The following is a 20,106-nucleotide window of genomic DNA, read 5'->3' as shown; positions in this document are numbered from 1 at the left end:
CTTTTGTACAACCCCGGATCGCCGCATGACCGACAGTTTCGTCACCCAGTGCCCGCATTGCCAGACCAGCTTTCGCGTCACCCATCACCAGTTGAGTGTGGCGCGCGGCGTGGTGCGGTGCGGCCATTGCCTGCAGGTGTTCAACGCCGCAAAGCAACTGCTGGAGCAGAACCGCGCCGGTGATGCCAGCGTGCCTGTGGAACCTAGAGCGCCCGTGGCGCCCGTGGTACCCGTCCCGCCTGCAGCGCCTGCCGAGCCGATTGCCAAGCCTGCGGTCACGCCCGATCCCCCCGCCAGCGAACGCCCAGCGCCCCCTGAGGACGACTGGGCGCTCACGGCCCAGGCCCTGGATGAACTGGACCTGGACCAAGAGCTGGCCCGCCTTGAACGTCGTGGCGAACCTGCCGCCGTTCGCCCGTCCAGCGCGGACAACGGTCTGCAGGCCCGCCGTGAAGAACATCAGCCAGACGCCCATACCGATGAGCTGTTTGGCAACGCCACCGACGACCGCTTCGAGCCTGAACAGGCGCCTGAACCTGCACCCACGCTACTGACACAGCATGCGCTGGAACAGGAAGCGTTCGAGCAAGAGTCACTGGACCTGGAGCCCGCCCCAGGCGATCGCACCGAGCCGACCCTGGGCGGCCACCTGGACCTGGACATCGACGACGAGCCCCCCGTACGGCGCGACATCGAGGCCGACGAGCACCATGCGTTCGTCAGCGAGCACTTCGCTGCCAGCCACGATCCAGCCCCGGAAAAGGGCCTCAGCGCGCGCGACGATGACGAACTGGACCTGCACCTGTCGGCCCACGACGACGACCCTGTAGAGCCGTTGCCCGGTGAACGCCTGGAGCCTGGCCTGTCCAGCAAGCCCGAGCGTGCGCCGCGTAAGGAGCCGCTGGTCGACGTGGTCGACGACCCGCTTCAACTGGGCTGGGAAAAGCCCCAGCCCAACTGGGGCAAGCGCTTGCTGTGGGGCTTCCTGACGCTGCTGGCTGCAGGCCTGCTGGCGTTCCAGTACGTGTGGTTCCACTTCGATGAAATGGCCCGCCAGGACCAGTACCGGCCGATCTTCCAGCAGGTATGCCCGCTGTTCGGCTGCGAAGTGCCGACCCGCGTCGACATCGCCCGCATCAAGAGCAGCAACCTTGTGGTGCGCAGCCACCCTGACTTCAAGGGTGCACTGATCGTCGATGCGATCATCTACAACCGCGCCCCCTTCGCCCAGCCGTTCCCACTGCTCGAGCTGCGTTTCGCCGACCTCAATGGCCAACTGATCGCCAGCCGGCGCTTCAAGCCCAGCGAGTACCTCTCTGGCGAACTGGCCGGGCGTGGCGAGATGCCCAGCCAGACCCCGATCCACATTGCCCTGGACATCCTCGACCCAGGCCCCAAGGCCGTGAACTACAGCCTGAGCTTCCGCTCGCCGGAGTAATCGGCTGATCCTGGGGGCCCTTTGTGCCCCCGCCCTCGCCTACCCACACCAAAAGTCATAAGCCGACAACTGTTCAGATTTTATCCAAATCCATCTTTATCCGGTCACCGAGAGCGGGTATCATGCCCACCCTTTTTCGAACTCCAAGATTCGGCCCCACAACAGGGATCACCTATGTCGGCGGTACGCATCGGCCCATACACACTGCGAAACAACCTGATCCTCGCCCCCATGGCCGGGGTCACGGACCAGCCTTTCCGAACACTTTGCAAGCGCCTGGGCGCAGGCATGGTGGTGTCGGAGATGGTGTCCAGCGACATGAGCCTGTGGAACAGCCGCAAGTCGAGCCTGCGCCGCATTCACGAAGGCGATCCCGAGCCGCGCTCGGTGCAGATCGCCGGCGGGGATGCCCAGATGATGGCAGCGGCGGCAAAGGCCAACGTCGAAGCGGGTGCCCAGATCATCGACATCAACATGGGCTGCCCGGCAAAAAAAGTCTGCAACAAAGCTGCAGGCTCTGCTTTATTGAGAGATGAAGCCTTGGTCAGCGAGATTCTCCACGCGGTGGTAGGCGCCGTGGACGTCCCGGTGACGCTGAAGATCCGCACGGGGTGGGATCGGGCGAACAAGAACGGCCTGAATGTGGCGAAGATCGCTGAACAGGCCGGCATCCAGGCGCTAGCGGTGCATGGCCGCACACGCGCCGACCTGTACACAGGCGAAGCCGAATACGACACCATCGCTGCCATCAAGCAGGCGGTGTCTATCCCGGTATTTGCCAACGGCGATATCACATCGCCAGAAAAGGCCCGGGCGGTACTGGACGCCACCGGGGTCGATGGCCTGTTGATCGGCCGCGCTGCCCAAGGGCGGCCCTGGATCTTTCGCGAGATCGAGCATTACCTGCGGACCGGCGAACAGTTGCCGGCCCCGCAGCTGGACGAAGTGGAACGCATCCTGCTAGAGCACCTGGCCGCGCTGCATGCCTTCTATGGCGATGTGATGGGCGTACGTATCGCCCGCAAGCACGTTGGCTGGTACCTGGCAACACGACCCGGCGGCAAGGAGTTTCGCTCCCGGTTCAATGCTTTGGAAGACACACAAGCGCAGTGCGCCAACGTTCGCGCGTTTTTCAGTGAACGTCGACAGAGCCTTGAGACAGAGGACGGACAAGGGGTGGCCGCATGACGATGATGACCGAGACATTTGTGAGTGGAACAACGCCCGTGAGCGACAACGCCAACCTGAAACAGCACCTCAACACGCCAAGCGAAGAGGGCCAGACCCTTCGCGACAGCGTCGAGAAGGCGCTGCACAACTACTTCGCCCACCTGGAAGGCGCGACCGTCACGGACGTGTACAACCTGGTGCTCTCCGAAGTCGAGGCGCCCCTGCTTGAAAGCGTGATGAACTACGTGAAGGGCAACCAGACCAAGGCCAGCGAGATGCTCGGGCTCAACCGAGGCACCCTGCGCAAGAAGCTCAAGCAGTACGACTTGTTGTAAGCCAGAATCCCAATCAGAAAAGGCGGCTCCCTGAACAGAGGCGCCTTTTTTGCTGACTCCACCGCGTTATGGAATCCGAAATGACCGACCAGACTACCCGCCTGCCGATCCGCCGCGCCCTGATCAGCGTCTCCGACAAGACCGGTATCCTCGAATTCGCCCGTGAGCTGCAGCAGCTCGGTGTCGAGATCCTGTCCACCGGCGGCACCTACAAGCTGCTCAAGGATAACGGCGTGAACGCGGTGGAAGTGGCCGACTACACCGGCTTCGCCGAAATGATGGATGGCCGGGTCAAGACCCTGCACCCGAAAATCCACGGTGGCATTCTGGGCCGTCGCGGCATCGACGACGCCATCATGAACGAGCACGGCATCAAGCCGATCGACCTGGTCGCCGTCAACCTGTACCCCTTCGAAGCCACCATCTCCAAGCCAGGCTGTGACCTGCCGACCGCCATCGAGAACATCGACATCGGTGGCCCGACCATGGTCCGCTCCGCTGCCAAAAACCACAAAGACGTTGCCATCGTGGTCAATGCCAGCGACTACGCCAGCGTCCTCGACGGCCTGAAAGCCGGCGGCCTGACCTACGCCCAGCGCTTCGACCTGATGCTCAAGGCGTTCGAACACACCGCCGCCTACGACGGCATGATCGCCAACTACATGGGCACCATCGACCAGGCCAAGGACACCCTGAGCACTGAAGCACGCAGCGAATTCCCGCGCACCTTCAACAGCCAGTTCGTCAAAGCCCAGGAAATGCGCTACGGCGAGAACCCGCACCAGAGCGCGGCGTTCTACGTCGAAGCCAAGAAGGGTGAAGCCAGCATCTCCACCGCCATCCAGCTGCAAGGCAAGGAGCTGTCGTTCAACAACGTGGCCGACACTGACGCCGCGCTGGAGTGCGTGAAGAGCTTCGTCAAACCGGCCTGTGTCATCGTAAAGCACGCCAACCCGTGCGGCGTGGCCGTGGTACCGGAAGACGAAGGCGGCATCCGCAAGGCCTACGACCTGGCCTACGCCACTGACACCGAGTCGGCCTTCGGCGGCATCATCGCCTTCAACCGCGAGCTCGATGGCGAAACCGCCAAGGCCATCGTCGAGCGCCAGTTCGTCGAAGTGATCATCGCCCCGAAAATCTCCCAGGCCGCCCGCGACGTGGTCGCCGCCAAGCAGAACGTTCGCCTGCTGGAATGCGGCGAATGGCCAGCTGAGCGTGCTGCCGGCTGGGACTTCAAGCGCGTCAACGGTGGTTTGCTGGTGCAGAGCCGCGATATCGGCATGATCACCGCCGATGACCTGAAAATCGTCACCAAGCGCGCCCCGACCGAGCAAGAAATCCACGACCTGGTGTTTGCCTGGAAAGTGGCCAAGTTCGTCAAGTCCAACGCCATCGTCTACGCCAAGCAGCGCCAGACCATCGGCGTCGGCGCCGGCCAGATGAGCCGCGTCAACTCCGCTCGCATTGCTGCAATCAAAGCCGAGCATGCTGGCCTGCAGGTTCAAGGTGCGGTCATGGCGTCGGATGCGTTCTTCCCGTTCCGTGACGGCATCGACAATGCGGCTAAAGTGGGTATCAGCGCCGTAATTCAGCCAGGTGGTTCGATGCGTGATGCCGAAGTCATCGCCGCAGCCGACGAAGCCGGCATCGCGATGGTATTCACCGGTATGCGCCACTTCCGCCACTGATTACACGGATTCCGGGGCGAGCAGCGGGCCTGTGGGAGCGGGCTTGTCCCGCGAATGCGGCGGTGAATTCACCATCGCATTCGCGGGGCAAGCCCGCTCCCACAAGGCCCGCCGCCAGCCTCGAAACCACCTTGAATTGAGGTTTTGACATGAAAGTTTTGATCATCGGCAGCGGCGGCCGTGAGCACGCCCTGGCCTGGAAAGTCGCCCAAGACCCACGCGTCGAGAAAGTTTTCGTTGCCCCGGGCAACGCCGGCACCGCCACTGAAGCCAAGTGCGAAAACGTCGCCATCGACGTCAACGCCCTGGAGCAACTGGCCGACTTCGCCGAACAGAACGTGCAACTGACCATCGTCGGCCCTGAAGCGCCACTGGTCGCAGGTGTCGTCGACCTGTTCCGCAGCCGTAACCTGGACTGCTTCGGCCCCACCAAAGGCGCCGCACAGCTCGAAGGCTCCAAGGCCTTCACCAAGGATTTCCTGGCGCGTCACAAGATCCCGACCGCCGACTACCAGAACTTCACCGAAATCGAGCCAGCCCTGGCCTACCTGCAGGAAAAGGGTGCGCCGATCGTGATCAAGGCCGACGGCCTGGCAGCGGGCAAAGGCGTGATCGTCGCCATGACCCTGCAAGAAGCCGAAGACGCCGTGCGTGACATGCTGGCCGGCAACGCCTTTGGCGATGCGGGTTCGCGTGTGGTCATCGAAGAGTTCCTGGACGGCGAAGAAGCCAGCTTCATCGTCATGGTCGACGGCCACAACGTGCTGCCAATGGCCACCAGCCAGGACCACAAGCGCGTCGGCGACGCCGACACCGGCCCGAACACCGGTGGCATGGGCGCCTACTCGCCTGCCCCAGTCGTGACCGCCGACGTGCACCAGCGCGTGATGGACCAGGTGATCTGGCCGACCGTGCGCGGCATGGCCGAGGAAGGCAACGTCTACACCGGCTTCCTTTATGCCGGCCTGATGATCGACAAGGCGGGCAACCCCAAGGTCATCGAGTTCAACTGCCGCTTCGGTGACCCGGAAACCCAACCGGTCATGCTGCGCCTGGAGTCGAGCCTGGTGCTGCTGATCGAAGCCGCCTTCGCCAAGGCCCTGGACAAGGTTGAAGCCCAGTGGGACCCACGGCCGAGCCTGGGCGTCGTGCTGGCTGCCGGTGGCTACCCGGGCGACTACGCCAAAGGTGACGCGATCAGCGGCCTGGACGCAGCCGCCAAGCTCGAAGGCAAGGTGTTCCATGCCGGTACCACCCTGAAAGACGGCCAAGTGGTTACCGCCGGCGGCCGAGTGCTCTGCGCCACTGCCCTGGGCCAAACCGTCGAAGCTGCTCAGCAGCAGGCCTACCGCCTGGCAGAGCAGGTCAAATGGGACGGCAGCTTCTACCGTACCGACATCGGCTACCGGGCCATTGCCCGCGAGCGCGGTGAACACCAGCAGTAACCTTTACCGAAGCGCCGTGACGCCTTGCGCCCACGGCCTTCGGCTCGTCGACAGGGCCCTTTCTGGGCCTTGCCTTCGACTTGGCGCGCCGCGCATAGTTAGTATCCGGCACATCGGCTAAGAAGGGATTTCGTAGTGCGTCGGCTTCGGATTGCCACAGCTCTGATCGTCAGCTTGCTGACCCTGCTCTGCCTGCTCCCGGCCTCGGCCGAAGAAGGCGGAGGCTGGTCCGTTCTGCTCGACGAACAGGCCAACCTGCAATTAAGCGACGTGCGCTCCGATCGCTACCGCAACCAGTTTAGCCCATTGCTGCTCAGCGACCTGGATGCCGCCCCTGCCGAACAAGCCCTGTGGCTGCACTATCGCCTGGAACCTGGCGATCAGGAGCAACTGCTGCGGGTGTTCGCCCCAGACCTTTCAGGCCTGGACCTCTACGCCCTCGAGGGCGACAAATTACTGCGTCAACTGCACCACGGGCGCCAGGCCGGCAATGCCAGCCCGACCCTGCGCGGCAGCGACCATGTGCTGCCATTGCCCAACAGCCGCCAGCCCCTGGACATCTACCTGCGCTTGGTTTCCGAGCACCAATTGCGCCCGGCCATCAGCCTTGAGCCCGCGGCTGTGGCCGCTTCCGACCAGACCCAACCGCTGCTGTTCGGCATGCTGTTCGGCGGCCTGGTGATGCTGATCCTGCACAACCTGATCCGCTTCCTCTATGGCCGCTCCACCACCACGTTGATTTTGGCGCTCTACCACGGCCTGATGCTGCTCAGCGGGTTGATCCTGCTCAACCTCAGCGGCCCCTGGTGGCACGTGTGGCACAGTGCGCAAACGCCAGCGGCCTACCTCACCCTGGTCCTCGCAGGCCTGGCCGGCCTGTATTTCACCCTGCATTTCTTCTCGCCGTGCCATTCGCCGCGGCTCAACCGCCTGTTGCAGGGCGAGATGCTGGTGGCTGCGGTCAGCGGCCTGGTGCTGCTGTTCGTCGACACCTTGCCACTCAACCTGATGACCTATGCCCTGCTGGCCCTGGGCAGCGTCAGCATGCTGCTGGTCAGCGCCTATCACTGGTACAAGGGCTACGCGCCCGCACGCCTGTTCACCCTCGCCATGGGGGTCTACAACCTTGGCGGCCTGGTGCTGTTGCCGGCGCTTCTGGGACTGACCCGCACGTCGACGCCGTGGCTGCTGTGCGTGCTCATGGGCTTGACCGTCATTTGCGGCCTTTTGCTTAACCTGGCGGTCAGCGAACGCCTGCGACGCATGAGCGAAGAGCGCTTCAGCGCCAGCCGCGCCCTGGCCGCCAGCGATGCCGAGATCAACGCCAAGGCCGAGTTCCTGGCCAAGATCAGTCACGAAATCCGCACGCCCATGAACGGCGTGCTCGGCATGACCGAGCTGCTGCTCGGCACGCCGCTGTCGGTCAAGCAGCGCGACTACGTGCAGACCATCCACAGCGCCGGCAACGAGCTGCTGACGCTGATCAACGAGATTCTCGACATCTCCAAGCTTGAGTCCCGGCAGATCGAACTGGACGATGTGCAGTTCGACCTCAATGCATTGATCGAGGACTGCCTGAACATCTTCCGGGCCAAGGCCGAACAGCAGAACATCGAGCTGATCAGCTTCACCCAGCCACAAGTGCCTCGCGTGATCAGTGGCGACCCAACGCGCCTGCGCCAGGCACTGTCGAGCCTGCTGGAAAATGCCCTGAAAAACACCGATCAGGGGGAGATCCTGCTGGTGGTGGCACTCGACCAACGTGGCGAGGCGCCGCGATTGCGCATTGCCGTGCAGGACAGCGGCGAACCGTTGCCCGCCGCTGAGCGCGAAGCCTTGTTGCAAGCCGAGCTGCACAGCCATCACTTCCTCTCCAGCAACAAGCTCGGCGGCCACCTCGGGTTAGTCATCGCCAAGCAGTTGATCGGCCTGATGTAGGGTGAATTCGGCATCAAGAGCAGCAGCGGCATGGGCAACACCCTGTGGCTGACCCTACCGCTGGACCCTTCGCGCCTGGAACAACCGCCCGCCGACCTCGATGGCCCGTTGCGCGACGCGCGGGTACTGGTGGTGGACGACAACGACACCTGCCGCAAGGTGCTGGTACAGCAGTGCAGCGCCTGGGGCATGAATGTCAGCGCGGTGCCTTCCGGCAAGGAAGCGCTGGCATTGCTGCGCACCAAGGCGCACCTGCGCGACTACTTCGATGCCGTGCTGTTGGACCAGAACATGCCCGGCATGACGGGCATGCAACTGGCGGCCAAGATCAAGGAAGACCCAAGCCTTAACCACGACATCCTGGTGGTAATGCTAACGGGCATCAGCAACGCGCCGAGCAAAGTCATCGCACGCAATGCCGGGGTCAAGCGGATACTCGCCAAACCGGTGGCAGGCTATACGCTGAAGACCACACTGGCCGAAGAGTTGGCCCAGCGCGGCCGTGAGCAAGCGGTGCCGGCCACCCCTCCCGGTGTGCCGCAAGCACTGGACCTGCCCCGCGACTTCCGCGTGCTGGTCGCCGAGGACAACAGCATCTCGACCAAAGTGATCCGCGGCATGCTGGGCAAGCTCAACCTTGAGCCAGACACGGCCTGCAATGGTGAAGAAGCGTTGCAAGCCATGAAGGCGCAGCGCTATGACTTGGTGCTAATGGATTGCGAAATGCCCGTGCTGGATGGTTTCTCGGCCACCCAGCAACTGCGCGCATGGGAAGCCGCGCACCAGCGTCCACGTACGCCCGTGGTCGCGCTGACCGCGCACATCCTTGCCGAGCACAAGGAGCGCGCCAAGTTGGCGGGCATGGATGGGCACATGGCCAAGCCGGTGGAGCTGTCGCAATTGCGCGAGCTGATCCAGTATTGGGCGAATCACCGGGAAGCCAAGACGGATCCGGCGCCTATCCCCTAAGCAATGCCGACGATGCATCGACAGGCACCCACCGCAGCCGAGGATCCCAACCCATGCTCCATGAGTTGTTCAGTGTCTACCTGAAGATGCTCGTGCTCTACAGCCCGTTCTTTGTGCTGTCGTGCTTCATCAGCCTGACCCGCGGCCATTCCAGCAAAGAACGCAAGCAACTGGCCTGGAAGGTTGCCCTCGCCGCCCTGGTCGCCAGCGTGCTGTTGTACCTGTTCGGCCGGGCGATCTTCGGCATTTTCGGCATCACCGCCGACGCCTTCCGCATCGGTGCCGGCAGCGTGCTGTTCATCTCGGCGTTAGGCATGGCGCAGGGCAAACCGGCGGTGCAGGCCGACAACGTGCAGCAGGACGTGACCATCGTGCCCTTGACCATCCCGCTGACCGTCGGCCCCGGCACCATCGGTGCCCTGCTGGTGATGGGCGTGGGCCAGCCGCATTGGGACGATAAATTGCTGGCCATCGCCAGTATCGCGCTGGCCAGCTTCACCGTGGGTCTGGTGCTGTACCTCTCGCACGGCATCGAGCGCATTCTCGGCGACCAAGGCCTGCAGATCGTCAGCCGTTTGATGGGATTGTTCGTCTGTGCCCTGGCGGCGCAGATCATCTTTACCGGGATCAAGGGTTACCTGGTACCCTAAAAATCCGCCTTTTTGATCTCCTCCAGCGCGGTTTTCACCAGCGCACGTTCCACCCCGCTGCGACGCTCTTGGTCGAACAGGCGCGTATTGAACCGCACCAGCTCTGCCATCACGCGCATGTTGCGGCGCTCACGAAACAGAAAAACGGCCGTGAATGCAGCGCGGCCGCCAGCCTCGTGATACAGCACAATGTCTACATAGTTGGCATTCACGGGCGCGCAGGACATCAGCTGAAACTTCCCTTGTTCACCGCTTCGCTTCTCAAAATGCAGCAAAGGCGTATCGTTCTTCTTCAATTTCTCCAACGCCAGTGCCATGTAGGTTGAATGGCTATCCCCCGCGACCGCATCGATCGCACTCAGCACTTGATCGACTATTACCACGCGCTGAGGGTCAGGCCAGTGGACCTCTTCTGCGGTCTTCGCATCCCACCCAAGAAACATCAGCTTCTTGCGGTAGTAGTGGTATTGGTCCTTGGCAGCTTCCTTCTTCATGTCCGTCAAGGTCACGGTCTCAGCCCACAACGCGGCAAGCTTGATCGCGTTGCGCTGTCGAAGGCTAACGCCAGGGATAAACGAAACCAGGCTTGCGCCAACCACATCGGCTTCATGTTCGTGCATGGTCATGCTCCGGTTTTAGCAGGCCCAGGTTCCTGATGTGTGCCGCGTTCTGCGTGCGCTCAAGCAGGTCACGCAGCTCTTTGCGATTGGCGTCAGAAACGAACTCGCCCAGCGTTGCGCCACTGGCGCGCAAGTCGATACCGTTGGTTGAACACTGCGGGGTCTTGAACGCTACACCACACAGGTCGAGGACAGCACCAGGCAGCAACACGCCCAACTCTTGAACGACTGCCGTGGTCTTACCCTGCATGGCCTGGGTAAAGGGCCGCACGGCGTGCTGCGCCTCATCTTGCGAAAGCGCGTTGATGGCCGCTTGCAGATGGCCTGACAGGCTGGGATGACGACCCTGCAAATAACCTGTGAGGCAGTCTGCTGATGCTCGTAGCACGTCGCCCTGCATGCGCGGGTAGTCACTGTGACTGAAGGTGATGACCCAACCACGCTCTTCCAGAGCCGTTCGATAGCCGCTGTACCAAAGCCCGTAGCGGGCAAATCGTGGGCCGTTCAATTTGTCCGAGCGCAGTTGGGCAAACAGTATCGAGTCCAATGCATATTGCAGCGTGGATTGCGCCGTCTCGTCGACCAATAAGGCCGTTCCGCCAACGAGCCACAAGGAATAGACTCCCTTACTCATCGGGTTACCTCGCATTTCAAACACACAGAAAGAAGTACGGGGCCCGAAAGCCCCGTTCAATATCAAATGTCGAATTCACTGGCTGCCTTGACGGCCTTGTCGATCAAGCGTTTCTCGACCGAGGCGCGCACCGCGTCGGTGTAAACCACGTCGTTAAAGCTGAGCACGGCCGAGCCACAGTAGCGGTCCTTGCTCGAACTCTTCCATTCGAACACCGTGGTATTCAGGTCGTTTTCGCTCGGTGAGGCACTGAATGCGTTTACCAGCATGAACAGTTCGCCTTCAGGCGTTTCGATGCAGGCCCCAAGACCCGTCGTCGAGACTGGATGCCCTTTGACGTTCTGCTGGTAGACCTGCTGCGCTTCCTCGATATTGCCCAACGCGCTGATGGCATCGCCCGCCAGCTTGGCCATGGCCTCGCCTACTGGCCCACCGAGCAGTGCTTTACCGGCGGCGCTAGCGACCTTGAAGGCAATCGGGCCCAAGGTCAGCGATCGGCTCTGGTCATAATCCCGCTCGTAAGAACGCTTGCCAGCAACCCAACCAAGCGTACGCATCACTTCCAGAAACTTGTTGAACCAGGCCTCGGATTCGCCATCGCGATCATGCAGCTTGGACGCCACGCGAGAGGCAAACTGGAAGGTGGTCTTGGCATCACGCCGGCTTTGCGCCGACATGCCAGCGCTGAGCGCCAGAAGCGATTGTTCGACAACGGCAATGCTGTTAGTGCTTACATCGGTCATGTGCAGAATCCTTGAAGGCCCCCGACGGGTATCGTCGAGGGGCCTTCACCCTAAGCTGCAAACAACCGCGGTACAGGCATGAACGGGTTCCCTCGGCGCCTCACTCGGCGCTCGGGTACCAACGCGGCGTGTACACCCACGGGGTGCCATCGGCCTTGGGGAACTGACAGGTCGTGGAAGAACCCAGCAACACCATGGTGCGCATGTCGACCATTTCTGGCACCAGTTCGGCCAAGGAGACTACCTTGAGTGTCTGCCCTGGCCTACCAATGTCGCGGCCAAGGACTACAGGCGTGTTCCCATCACGGTGCTGTCGCACGATCTCCAGCGCACGCCCGAGCTGCCAAGGCCGCGAGCGGGAAATCGGGTTATAGAACGCCAGAACCAGATCGGCCTGGGCCGCCAGGTCCAGGCGATGCTCGATGACCGACCACGGTTTGAGGTTGTCCGACAGCGACATCACGCAGAAGTCGTGCCCCAGCGGCGCCCCCGCCTGGGCGGCGGTGGCCAGCGACGCCGAAACACCCGGCAGGATCTCCAGATCGACCCGCTGCCAGGCCGGGTCGCTGGAGGCGTGCAGCGCTTCGAGCACGGCGGCGGCCATGGCGAAGACACCCGGGTCACCCGACGACACCACCACCACCGAGCGCCCTTGTGCAGCAAGCTCGAAGGCATGGCGAGCACGCTGCATCTCTTCGCGGTTGTCGGTGCAATGCTGCACTTGGTCTGCACGGAACGGCCCGGCCATGCGCACGTAGGTTTCGTAGCCAAGGATGTCCTGGGCGCGTGCCAGCTCTGCCTTGACCGCCGGCACCATCAACTCGGCAGCGCCAGGGCCGAGGCCGATCACCGCCAGGCGGCCACGGCGGCGGCCGATCCGCTCGGCATCCACCGGTGCCGAAGCCACTGCGATGACGGCATTGGCCTGCTCGATCAACTGCACGTCAGGCAGCGCCTGGGCCACCATGCCACGCAGGTCGCCAGGCTTGGCCGCGAAACGCAGCGCCACACCCAGCGCCTGCGCCGCCTCGTGCAAGGCGGCATCGGCCATGGCGTGCTCGCTCGCCAGCAGGCAGGCCAACGACTGCTCGGCAATGCCCGCGTCATTTAGCGCCGTGCGAATGCCGTGCAGGTCTGCGGTATCGACGCCCACAACCACCGAACGCGGGTGGATCAGCAACTCGTCCCGGCTGCTCGCACGTGCCTGATGGCCGACATGAATCGTGCGCCGGGCCGATTCGCTGGCAGGCAACTGCGCCTGATCCAGCCACGGCGCAGCCCCTTCGACGCGCACCGTCTCGCCGGCCAACAGGTCGGAAACAAAGCGCTTGCCTTGCTCGATATCCGCCAGGGCATAGCCCTGTGGCGGGTTCAGCAGGCAGGTGCCGAAGCGCAGCTCGCCACTGGTGGTGATCGCAGCCGCCACGCCCAGAGCCTCGCCAATTTCGCGCGCCATCACGTTCACACCACTTAGGCCACCGAGCAGCGGCACGACTGCGCTGCCATCCTCGGCCACCGCCAGTACGGGCGGTTCGACGCCTTTCTCGCTGAGCACGCAGGCCAGACTGCGAATGACAATACCGGCGGCGCACAAGGCGATGATCGGCGTGTCCTGCTGATACAGCGCGCGCAGGGTGTCGCCAAACGAGGCGTACGTTTGATCGACGCCCTCGACACGGCCACTCAGGCCATGAATCACCGCCTGTGGATAACGCTGCTGGATACGCTGCGCCGTGGCCAGGCTACCTGGCCCCAGAATGACGATTGCCGGTGCCTTGTGCATGCTCATCCCTGCCATTTTTCACCCGGCACGATGATCAGCGAGAAGTACGGCGACGACAGGGGGTCGACGTCCGCCAGCGGCACGATCTTCTGGTTGGCCATGGTCGCCCGCTCGACATACAGCGCACGCTCGTCCAGGCCCAGCTCGGCCAGCACGTCACGCACCTTGGGGAAGTTGCGGCCCAGCTTCATGATCACCGCGGCATCGGCATCGGCCAGGCGCCGCTTGAGCTCCTCGGCCGGCAGCACGCCCGACAGCACTGACAGGCTCTGGTTGCGGTACACCAACGGCGCGCCGAGCACCGAGGCGCCCCCAAGCATCGAGCAGACGCCAGGAATCACTTCAGCCTCATAGCGCTGCGCCAGGCGGTCATGCAGGTACATGTAGGAGCCGTAGAAGAACGGGTCGCCCTCGCAGATCACCGCCACATCGCGGCCGGCGTCCAGGTGCTCGGCAACCTGCACGCTGGCTTCATCGTAGAAGTCGCTGATGACCTGTTCATAGGACAGCGGTGCCGGCAGGGCCTCGGTGGTGACCGGGTAGACTAGCGGCAGCAAGGTTTGCTCTGGCTGCAGGTGCGCCTCGATGATGCCGAACGCATTGCCGCGCTTGCCCTTGGCCACGAAGTAGCCAACCACCGGCGCCTCGCGCAACAGGCGCAGCGCCTTGACGGTGATCAGTTCAGGGTCGCCGGGGCCTACGCCCAGGCCAAGCAGACGTCCACGTGGTGCCATCATTCCACCTCCGTGGCAAGGGCGTTGACTGCCGCGGCGGCCATCGCACTACCGCCCAGGCGGCCTTGCATGATCACGAACGGCACGCCACGGCTGTCGGCGGCGAGCATGGCCTTGGATTCGGCCGCACCGACGAAGCCGACCGGGAAGCCGAGGATCAGCGCAGGCTTGGGTGCGCCGGCGTCGATCATCTCCAGCAGGTAGAACAGCGCGGTCGGGGCGTTGCCGATCACCACCACGCTGCCTTCCAGGTACGGCCGCCACAGCTCCAGGGCCACGGCGGAACGGGTATTGCCGGCGTCTTTGGCCAGGCCAGGCACGCTCGGGTCGCGCAAGGTGCAGACCACTTTGTTGTCGGCGGGCAGGCGCGCGCGGGTGATGCCTTCGGCGACCATGTGCGCATCGCAGAGGATAGGTGCGCCCTTGGCCAGGGCTTCACGGCCGGCGCGGCCGGCCCCTTCGGAGAACTGCAGGCCGTCGATGGCTTCGACCATGCCGCAGGCATGGATCACGCGCACGGCGAGCTTTTCGAGGTCTGCGGGTATCCGCTCGAGTCGGGCTTCCTCACGGATGATCCGGAAGGAATTGCGATAGATCTCCTGACCATCGCGGATGTAGTCAATCATCAAGGTGCTCCGTCGGCAGGTCGAGCATGGCGCCTGCTTCGTTCAAGGTGAGGTCGATGCCACGCAGGGCGCCGAAGCCCGGCAGGCGCGCATCGCGCACATACAGGTCGTAACGGCCCGGTGAACGGGCCAGCAAGGTGGCCGGGGCAATATGGGCCACGGCGCAGGATCGGGGGCACCCGGACAGGTGCACGCTGCCCGGCACGCCAGGGCCCAGCAGCGCGGCCAAAGCCACGGCATCGGCCTTGGTTTCGCCCTGTGCCTTGGCGCAGCCACTGCTGCCGGTGCAGGCGCTGATGCGGGCCAGTGGCTCGTGGCTGTGGCACAGCAGGCCCAGCGTGGACAACTCGCCCTGGGCTTGCGTGATCTGGCCCGGGTCGAGATTGGTCAGCACCAGGCTTTGCCAAGGGCTCAGGCGCAGGCTGCCGTCGCCCTGGTGCCGGGCGATGCGCGCGGCACCCCGCAGCATCTCGGGGGTCAAGCGGCCCTGCGGCGGAGCAACGCCCAGGGCGAGACCGTGGGCTTGTGGCAACACACCCAGCCACTCGGGCTGGCGTGTCGGGCGGCGCCATTCAAGCACGGCGGCATCGCGGCGGATGTCCAGGCCGAGCCCTTCGACGAACGCCGCGGGCGAATAGCATTCGAGCAACTGGCGCATGCGCGACTGGTCCACAGCGGCCAGGTCAAGGAAGCGCTCCAGCACCGCACGGACCAGGGCCAGGCCCTGCTCCACCGGCACCGCCCCGAGCACCTGGCCATCGGCGGGGCAGCCCGCCAGGCCAAACGCCAGCCACGTCCGCTGCTCGATAGGCAGCGCCGAGAGCCACAGGTCATGCGGATGCTCAAGCATCGCCAGGCCTTCGCCGGCGTCCAGTAGCACGGCGAACTTCGCCGACAACTGGTGAAAACGCGGCGTGCCTTCCAGCAGGTCGAGGATCTGCCCCGCCAGCGGCCGGGCATCCAGCAACATGGCAGGGTCATGCCCGGCCAGCGGGCTGAGCATCAGGTTGCGCACATCGTCACCGGCGGCTTCGCGCGGGCCCAGGCCTGCCGCGAGCAGCCTGGCGATCAGGCCTTGGTGGTCGCTGCCAATACCGCGAATCTGCAGGTTGCCGCGGTTGGTTGCCTCGATCACGCCACCGGCAAAGCGCTCGGCGGCCTCGGCCACGGCATCGGCCTGGTCGGCCAGCAGCAGGCCACCCGGCAGCTTGATGCGGCAAATGCCGCCATCACGGGCACTGACGATGCGCCACAACCCCGGGCAGGCCGAGGGGCGAGGTGAAACGTCGGGGGCATGGGCCTGCTTCAAAGGGGTGTCCGGCAATCTGTGAAAGTGCGCTTGAGTGTAGAAGGCGCGGTATTATGCCTGCTTTGTCCGGCGGCATGAAAAGCCGGTGGTCGAGCTTATCGTTTACCCGGGGCGCGAAGCGGCCTCAGAAAAGGCGGATTGAAACACATGGCACCCTGGCTGACAGTAGTAGGCATCGGCGAAGACGGCTTCAATGGCCTTGGCAAGCAGGCCCGGCGTGCCCTGTTGGGCGCTTCGCGGATCTTCGGCAGCCCGCGCCAACTGGCTTTACTGCCACGCTGCGTGGTCGGCGAGCGGCTGCTTTGGCCAACCCCTTTCTCTTTGGCGCCCGTGCTCGCCCAGCGCGGCGAACCGGTCTGCGTGCTGGCCAGCGGTGACCCGATGTTCTTCGGCGTCGGTGCCAGCTTGGCGCGCCAGGTGCCCGCCAGCGAGATGCGAGTGCTGTCGATGCCTTCCTCGTGTGCACTGGCCGCCGCCCGCCTCGGCTGGCCGCTGCAGGACGTGCAGGTGGTGTCGGTGGTCGCCCGGCCGCTGGCGGCGCTCAATGCACACCTGCACAGTGGCACCCGCCTGTTCGTACTGAGCAACGACGGTGACAGCCCAGCAGCAATCGCCGCACAACTGTGCGAGCGTGGCTTCGGGCCGAGCCGCCTGCGTGTGTTCGAACACTTGGGTGGCACAGATGAACGCGAAGTGGCGGGCACCGCCCAGGACTGGCCTCACACCCAGGTTGCAGCGCTCAACCTGGTGGCCATCGAGTGCCTCGCCGCGCCCGACGCCCCCCGCCTGCCACAGGTCGCCGGGCTGCCGGACAGCGCCTTCCTGCACGACGGCCAACTGACCAAGCGCGATGTCCGCGCCATCACCCTGGCCCGCCTCGCCCCCCTGCCCGGCGAGCTGCTGTGGGACGTGGGCGCGGGTTGCGGCTCGATCGGCATCGAGTGGATGCGCGCCCACCCCGCCTGCCGTGCGCTAGCCATCGAGGCCGACGAAGGGCGCCAGGGTTTTGTCGAACACAATCGCGATGCGCTGGGCGTGCCCGGTCTGCAACTGGTCCGTGGCAAAGCGCCTGAAGCCTTGGCAGGGCTTGAGCAGCCCGACGCGGTCTTCATTGGTGGCGGGGTAACGCGTGAAGGCGTGCTCGACCTGTGCTGGCAGCGCCTGCGCCCCGGCGGGCGACTGGTGGCCAATGCGGTCACCCTGCAAAGCGAACTGGCCCTGGCGCACTTTCGCGAGCGACACGGTGGTGAATTGACCCGCATCCATGTTGCCCATGCACAGCCGCTGGGCACGTTCGACACCTGGCGCCAGGCACTGCCAATCACCTTGCTCGATGTGGTGAAGCCCCTCGATGCGTGAAGAAACCCACGAGCAGCCCGCGCCCCTGCGCAGCGGCCTGACCACCGGCAGCTGCGCTACCGCCACCAGCCTCGCGGCGGCGCGCCTGCTGCTGACCGGCGTCTGCAGCGACGCCGTGAGCATCACCCTGCCCAAGGGCAAGGTCGTGCAGATGCGCCTGGAGTTTTGCCGCCGCGATGGCGAATATGCCGAAGCCGGCACGCTGAAGGACGCCGGTGACGATCCGGACGTGACCCATGGTGCCCTGCTGTTCAGCCAGGTCCGCCTGCTGGCAGAGCCCGGCATCCGCTTCGTCGCAGGCCAAGGCGTCGGCACCGTGACACGCCCGGGGCTGGTACTGGCGGTGGGCGAACCAGCGATCAACCCAGTGCCCCGGCGCATGATGGGCGAACACCTGCAACGCCTGGCTGACGAGTGCGCCTACCGCGGCGGTTTCGAAGTCACGGTCAATGTTCAGGGCGGTGAACAGCTGGCATTGAAAACCATGAACCCGCGCCTGGGCATCCTCGGCGGGCTGTCGATTCTGGGCACCAGCGGCATCGTCCGGCCGTTTTCCTGCGCGGCCTACATCGCCTCGATCCATCAGGGCATCGACGTGGCCCACACCAACGGCTACACGCACATCGCCGCCTGCACCGGCAATGCCAGCGAAGACACCATGCGCCGGGTCTACGGCCTGCCGGAAATCGCCCTGATCGAGATGGGCGACTTCGTCGGCGCCGTGCTCAAGCACCTGCGCAAGGTGCCGGTACCCCGCCTGAGCCTGTGCGGGGGGTTCGGCAAGATCAGCAAGCTGGCTGCCGGGCACATGGACCTGCACAGCCGCCACTCAAGCATCGACCTGCCGCAGTTGGCCGGCTGGGCAGCGGATATCGGCGCCGACGCAAACCTTCAGGCCGCGATCATCGCCGCCAACACCAGCCAGCAAGCCCTGGCGCTGGCGCATGCCGCAGGCATCGCCCTGGGCGACGCCGTCTGCGCGCACGCGCTGGCCTTCGCCCGCAGCGTGGTGCCGCCGCAGGTGCAGGTAGAGGTGTTCGCCATCGACCGCCAAGGCGGCATCGTCGGCCAGGCAGGTGTGCAATGAGCGCGCGCATCCTGCTGCTGGGCGGCGTCACCGAGGCCCTGGCCATCGCCCGCCAGTTGGGCCCGCAGCACGTCTACAGCCTGGCAGGCATCGGCCGCGTACCGCAGGACCTGACCTGCCAGGTGCGCGTCGGCGGCTATGGCGGTGCTGAAGGCCTTGCCCAGTACCTGCGCGAGGCGGGCATTACCCTGCTGATCGATGCCACCCACCCCTATGCCGCGCAGATCAGCCGCAACGCCGCCCTCGCTTCACGTCGTGCGGATATCCCCTGCTGGGCGCTGCGCCGCCCCGCCTGGCAGGCACAGCCGGGTGACGATTGGCGCGAAGTGGACGACTGGGCGGGGCTGATCGAGGCGCTCGCGCCATTCCGGCGGCCGCTGTTCACGCTGGGCCGCGAGCCGCTGCAACACCTGGCAGAGATCCCGCCGGATCAGTTCTGGACCTTGCGCGCACTGGAGGCCTGCCCCGGTAACGAACGTTGCGAGGTTATCGGCGCACGCGGGCCATTCCGAATCGAAGACGAACGTGTGTTGTTCGCGCGCCGCAAGATCGACGTCCTGATCAGCAAGAACAGCGGCAGCGTGGCGACCGAGCCCAAGCTGGACGTGGCGCGGGAGCTAGGGATACCAGTATTGATCCTGCGGCGGCCGGAACTGCCGGTGGTCGATGAGACATTCATTCACTCAGACGCGTTGCTTGCCAGGCTGACGCTTTGACTGCTCGCCAGTCATGACGTATATCCCATTGACATATACGACATGCAACCTAAACTTCTGTCACACATTGTCGCTACCCGAGGAGGCCCATCATGGAGCAAGGTGCTGTCTTCAAAAGCAACCGCAGCCAGGCCATCCGCTTGCCAAAATCCGTCGCACTTCCCGATGGCATCACCCGAGTGGATATTGTTGCAGTTGGGCGTACGCGCATCATCACACCTGCTGGTGAATCATGGGACAGCTGGTTCGAAAGTGAGCCTGCAAGCGCGGATTACATGGCCAGCCGTGACCAACCTGCAGACCAGGAACGTGAAGGTTTTTAATGCTCAGGTACCTGCTCGACACCAATATCTGCATTTTCACGATCAAGAATAAACCGCAACGCGTCCGCGAAGCGTTCAATCGCCATCACGGTCAATTGGCGATCAGCACAATCACTTTGATGGAACTGATCTACGGCGCTGAGAAGTCGGATCATCCTGAGCGCAATCTCTCGGTGGTCGAGGGCTTTGCCGCGCGCCTTGAAGTACTCGATTACGATAGCCATGCGGCTGAGCACAGTGGTCAGCTTCGTGCGGAATTGGCCAGATCAGGGACCCCCATTGGTCCTTACGACCAACTGATTGCCGGGCATGCCCGAGCGCTTGGCTTAATTTTGGTGACTAACAATGTGCGCGAGTTTCAACGAGTACCCGGTCTAAGGGTTGAAGACTGGCTCGTTTCGCCCTGACAGCGTAACGGTTAGTTCTGCTGTCCTACAGCGCCTATCGACTTTGCCACCGCTTCACGCGGTCGCACTCGAATGGCCTTTGCTCGCTCCGTTGCCTTAGACTTCAGCCCTCTCCCCCAGAAGGCTTCATTC

At 64.0% G+C, this 20,106-nt stretch carries 18 protein-coding genes and 1 pseudogene; 12 read left to right on the top strand and 7 right to left on the bottom strand.

Annotated features, from left to right (window positions below; genetic code table 11):
* The first annotated feature begins 25 nt into the window (after nt 1–25).
* The 7 genes and pseudogenes from HU750_RS05415 to tspR all read left to right on the top strand — a co-directional run bounded on the left by HU750_RS05415 (nt 26) and on the right by tspR (nt 9,633).
* The gene (locus tag HU750_RS05415) at nt 26–1,438 is read left to right on the top strand and encodes a DUF3426 domain-containing protein (protein ID WP_186677433.1); all 1,413 of its coding nucleotides are present in this window, start codon (nt 26–28) and stop codon (nt 1,436–1,438) included.
* Nucleotides 1,439–1,612: 174 nt separating this feature from the next.
* On the top strand, nt 1,613–2,626 hold the full coding sequence (gene dusB, locus HU750_RS05410; protein WP_027592597.1) for a tRNA dihydrouridine synthase DusB: 1,014 nt from the start codon (nt 1,613–1,615) through the stop codon (nt 2,624–2,626).
* Nucleotides 2,623–2,943, top strand: a complete 321-nt coding sequence (gene fis, locus HU750_RS05405) for a DNA-binding transcriptional regulator Fis (protein ID WP_012274390.1) — start codon at nt 2,623–2,625, stop codon at nt 2,941–2,943. The genes dusB and fis overlap by 4 nt, the downstream gene beginning before the upstream one ends.
* 80 nt (nt 2,944–3,023) lie before the next feature.
* Nucleotides 3,024–4,631, top strand: a complete 1,608-nt coding sequence (gene purH, locus HU750_RS05400; RefSeq protein ID WP_085272339.1) for a bifunctional phosphoribosylaminoimidazolecarboxamide formyltransferase/IMP cyclohydrolase — start codon at nt 3,024–3,026, stop codon at nt 4,629–4,631.
* Nucleotides 4,632–4,780: 149 nt separating this feature from the next.
* The gene (gene purD, locus HU750_RS05395) at nt 4,781–6,076 is read left to right on the top strand and encodes a phosphoribosylamine--glycine ligase (protein WP_186677431.1); all 1,296 of its coding nucleotides are present in this window, start codon (nt 4,781–4,783) and stop codon (nt 6,074–6,076) included.
* Nucleotides 6,077–6,211: 135 nt separating this feature from the next.
* Nucleotides 6,212–8,983, top strand: a pseudogene (locus HU750_RS05390) (hybrid sensor histidine kinase/response regulator).
* A 53-nt stretch (nt 8,984–9,036) separates the two neighbouring features.
* Nucleotides 9,037–9,633, top strand: coding sequence for a type III secretion system genes modulator TspR (gene tspR / locus HU750_RS05385; protein WP_186677428.1), 597 nt, complete (start codon nt 9,037–9,039; stop codon nt 9,631–9,633).
* Here tspR and HU750_RS05380 read toward each other — a convergent pair.
* The 7 genes from HU750_RS05380 to cobG form a co-directional block, all read right to left on the bottom strand.
* Entirely contained in the window at nt 9,630–10,253 is a 624-nt protein-coding gene (locus HU750_RS05380; protein WP_186677426.1) for a hypothetical protein, read from the bottom strand. The two genes, tspR and HU750_RS05380, sit on opposite strands and share 4 nt — an antisense overlap.
* The gene (locus tag HU750_RS05375; protein ID WP_186677424.1) at nt 10,240–10,887 is read right to left on the bottom strand and encodes a hypothetical protein; all 648 of its coding nucleotides are present in this window, start codon (nt 10,885–10,887) and stop codon (nt 10,240–10,242) included. The genes HU750_RS05380 and HU750_RS05375 overlap by 14 nt, the downstream gene beginning before the upstream one ends.
* Before the next feature lie 62 nt (nt 10,888–10,949).
* Nucleotides 10,950–11,630 (bottom strand): hypothetical protein, encoded by a 681-nt coding sequence (locus tag HU750_RS05370; RefSeq protein WP_186677423.1) that lies wholly within the window; start codon nt 11,628–11,630, stop codon nt 10,950–10,952.
* A 100-nt stretch (nt 11,631–11,730) separates the two neighbouring features.
* Nucleotides 11,731–13,413, bottom strand: coding sequence for a precorrin-3B C(17)-methyltransferase (gene cobJ, locus HU750_RS05365; protein ID WP_186677478.1), 1,683 nt, complete (start codon nt 13,411–13,413; stop codon nt 11,731–11,733).
* 2 nt (nt 13,414–13,415) lie between these two features.
* Entirely contained in the window at nt 13,416–14,150 is a 735-nt protein-coding gene (locus tag HU750_RS05360) for a precorrin-2 C(20)-methyltransferase (RefSeq protein WP_027592588.1), read from the bottom strand.
* Nucleotides 14,147–14,773: a precorrin-8X methylmutase gene (locus tag HU750_RS05355; protein WP_027592587.1), complete on the bottom strand. Its 627-nt coding sequence runs from the start codon at nt 14,771–14,773 to the stop codon at nt 14,147–14,149. The genes HU750_RS05360 and HU750_RS05355 overlap by 4 nt, the downstream gene beginning before the upstream one ends.
* Nucleotides 14,766–16,097: a precorrin-3B synthase gene (cobG, locus tag HU750_RS05350; protein WP_186677421.1), complete on the bottom strand. Its 1,332-nt coding sequence runs from the start codon at nt 16,095–16,097 to the stop codon at nt 14,766–14,768. The genes HU750_RS05355 and cobG overlap by 8 nt, the downstream gene beginning before the upstream one ends.
* Nucleotides 16,098–16,229: 132 nt before the next feature.
* Here cobG and cbiE point away from each other — a divergent pair, with 132 nt between their 5' ends.
* From cbiE to vapC, 5 genes are all read left to right on the top strand, one after another.
* Nucleotides 16,230–17,441 carry a precorrin-6y C5,15-methyltransferase (decarboxylating) subunit CbiE gene (cbiE, locus tag HU750_RS05345; protein ID WP_186677419.1) on the top strand — a complete coding sequence of 404 codons (1,212 nt, stop codon included), beginning with the start codon at nt 16,230–16,232 and terminating at the stop codon, nt 17,439–17,441.
* Nucleotides 17,434–18,528: a cobalt-precorrin-5B (C(1))-methyltransferase gene (locus tag HU750_RS05340; protein ID WP_099430552.1), complete on the top strand. Its 1,095-nt coding sequence runs from the start codon at nt 17,434–17,436 to the stop codon at nt 18,526–18,528. The genes cbiE and HU750_RS05340 overlap by 8 nt, the downstream gene beginning before the upstream one ends.
* Nucleotides 18,525–19,244, top strand: a complete 720-nt coding sequence (locus tag HU750_RS05335) for a cobalt-precorrin-6A reductase (protein WP_186677416.1) — start codon at nt 18,525–18,527, stop codon at nt 19,242–19,244. The genes HU750_RS05340 and HU750_RS05335 overlap by 4 nt, the downstream gene beginning before the upstream one ends.
* Nucleotides 19,245–19,336: 92 nt before the next feature.
* The gene (gene vapB, locus HU750_RS05330; RefSeq protein WP_085272331.1) at nt 19,337–19,567 is read left to right on the top strand and encodes a type II toxin-antitoxin system VapB family antitoxin; all 231 of its coding nucleotides are present in this window, start codon (nt 19,337–19,339) and stop codon (nt 19,565–19,567) included.
* Nucleotides 19,567–19,974, top strand: coding sequence for a type II toxin-antitoxin system tRNA(fMet)-specific endonuclease VapC (gene vapC / locus HU750_RS05325; RefSeq protein WP_027592581.1), 408 nt, complete (start codon nt 19,567–19,569; stop codon nt 19,972–19,974). Before vapB ends, vapC begins: the two co-directional genes overlap by 1 nt.
* Nucleotides 19,975–20,106: the final 132 nt, after the last annotated feature.

The organism is Pseudomonas sp. SWRI50, assembly GCF_014269095.1.
Classification (GTDB): domain Bacteria; phylum Pseudomonadota; class Gammaproteobacteria; order Pseudomonadales; family Pseudomonadaceae; genus Aquipseudomonas; species Aquipseudomonas kermanshahensis.
This window is presented reverse-complemented; position numbering and strand designations above follow the sequence as displayed.

Coding starts and splice junctions, on each gene's coding strand:
- HU750_RS05375 (WP_186677424.1), bottom strand. CDS start 10,887: ATGAGTAAGGGAGTCTATTCCTTGTGGCTCGTTGGCGGAACGGCCTTA.
- cbiE (WP_186677419.1), top strand. CDS start 16,230: ATGGCACCCTGGCTGACAGTAGTAGGCATCGGCGAAGACGGCTTCAAT.
- cobJ (WP_186677478.1), bottom strand. CDS start 13,413: ATGCACAAGGCACCGGCAATCGTCATTCTGGGGCCAGGTAGCCTGGCC.
- dusB (WP_027592597.1), top strand. CDS start 1,613: ATGTCGGCGGTACGCATCGGCCCATACACACTGCGAAACAACCTGATC.
- HU750_RS05340 (WP_099430552.1), top strand. CDS start 17,434: ATGCGTGAAGAAACCCACGAGCAGCCCGCGCCCCTGCGCAGCGGCCTG.
- HU750_RS05360 (WP_027592588.1), bottom strand. CDS start 14,150: ATGATGGCACCACGTGGACGTCTGCTTGGCCTGGGCGTAGGCCCCGGC.
- HU750_RS05370 (WP_186677423.1), bottom strand. CDS start 11,630: ATGACCGATGTAAGCACTAACAGCATTGCCGTTGTCGAACAATCGCTT.
- HU750_RS05380 (WP_186677426.1), bottom strand. CDS start 10,253: ATGCACGAACATGAAGCCGATGTGGTTGGCGCAAGCCTGGTTTCGTTT.
- vapB (WP_085272331.1), top strand. CDS start 19,337: ATGGAGCAAGGTGCTGTCTTCAAAAGCAACCGCAGCCAGGCCATCCGC.
- vapC (WP_027592581.1), top strand. CDS start 19,567: ATGCTCAGGTACCTGCTCGACACCAATATCTGCATTTTCACGATCAAG.
- purD (WP_186677431.1), top strand. CDS start 4,781: ATGAAAGTTTTGATCATCGGCAGCGGCGGCCGTGAGCACGCCCTGGCC.
- purH (WP_085272339.1), top strand. CDS start 3,024: ATGACCGACCAGACTACCCGCCTGCCGATCCGCCGCGCCCTGATCAGC.
- HU750_RS05355 (WP_027592587.1), bottom strand. CDS start 14,773: ATGATTGACTACATCCGCGATGGTCAGGAGATCTATCGCAATTCCTTC.
- tspR (WP_186677428.1), top strand. CDS start 9,037: ATGCTCCATGAGTTGTTCAGTGTCTACCTGAAGATGCTCGTGCTCTAC.
- HU750_RS05415 (WP_186677433.1), top strand. CDS start 26: ATGACCGACAGTTTCGTCACCCAGTGCCCGCATTGCCAGACCAGCTTT.
- fis (WP_012274390.1), top strand. CDS start 2,623: ATGACGATGATGACCGAGACATTTGTGAGTGGAACAACGCCCGTGAGC.
- HU750_RS05335 (WP_186677416.1), top strand. CDS start 18,525: ATGAGCGCGCGCATCCTGCTGCTGGGCGGCGTCACCGAGGCCCTGGCC.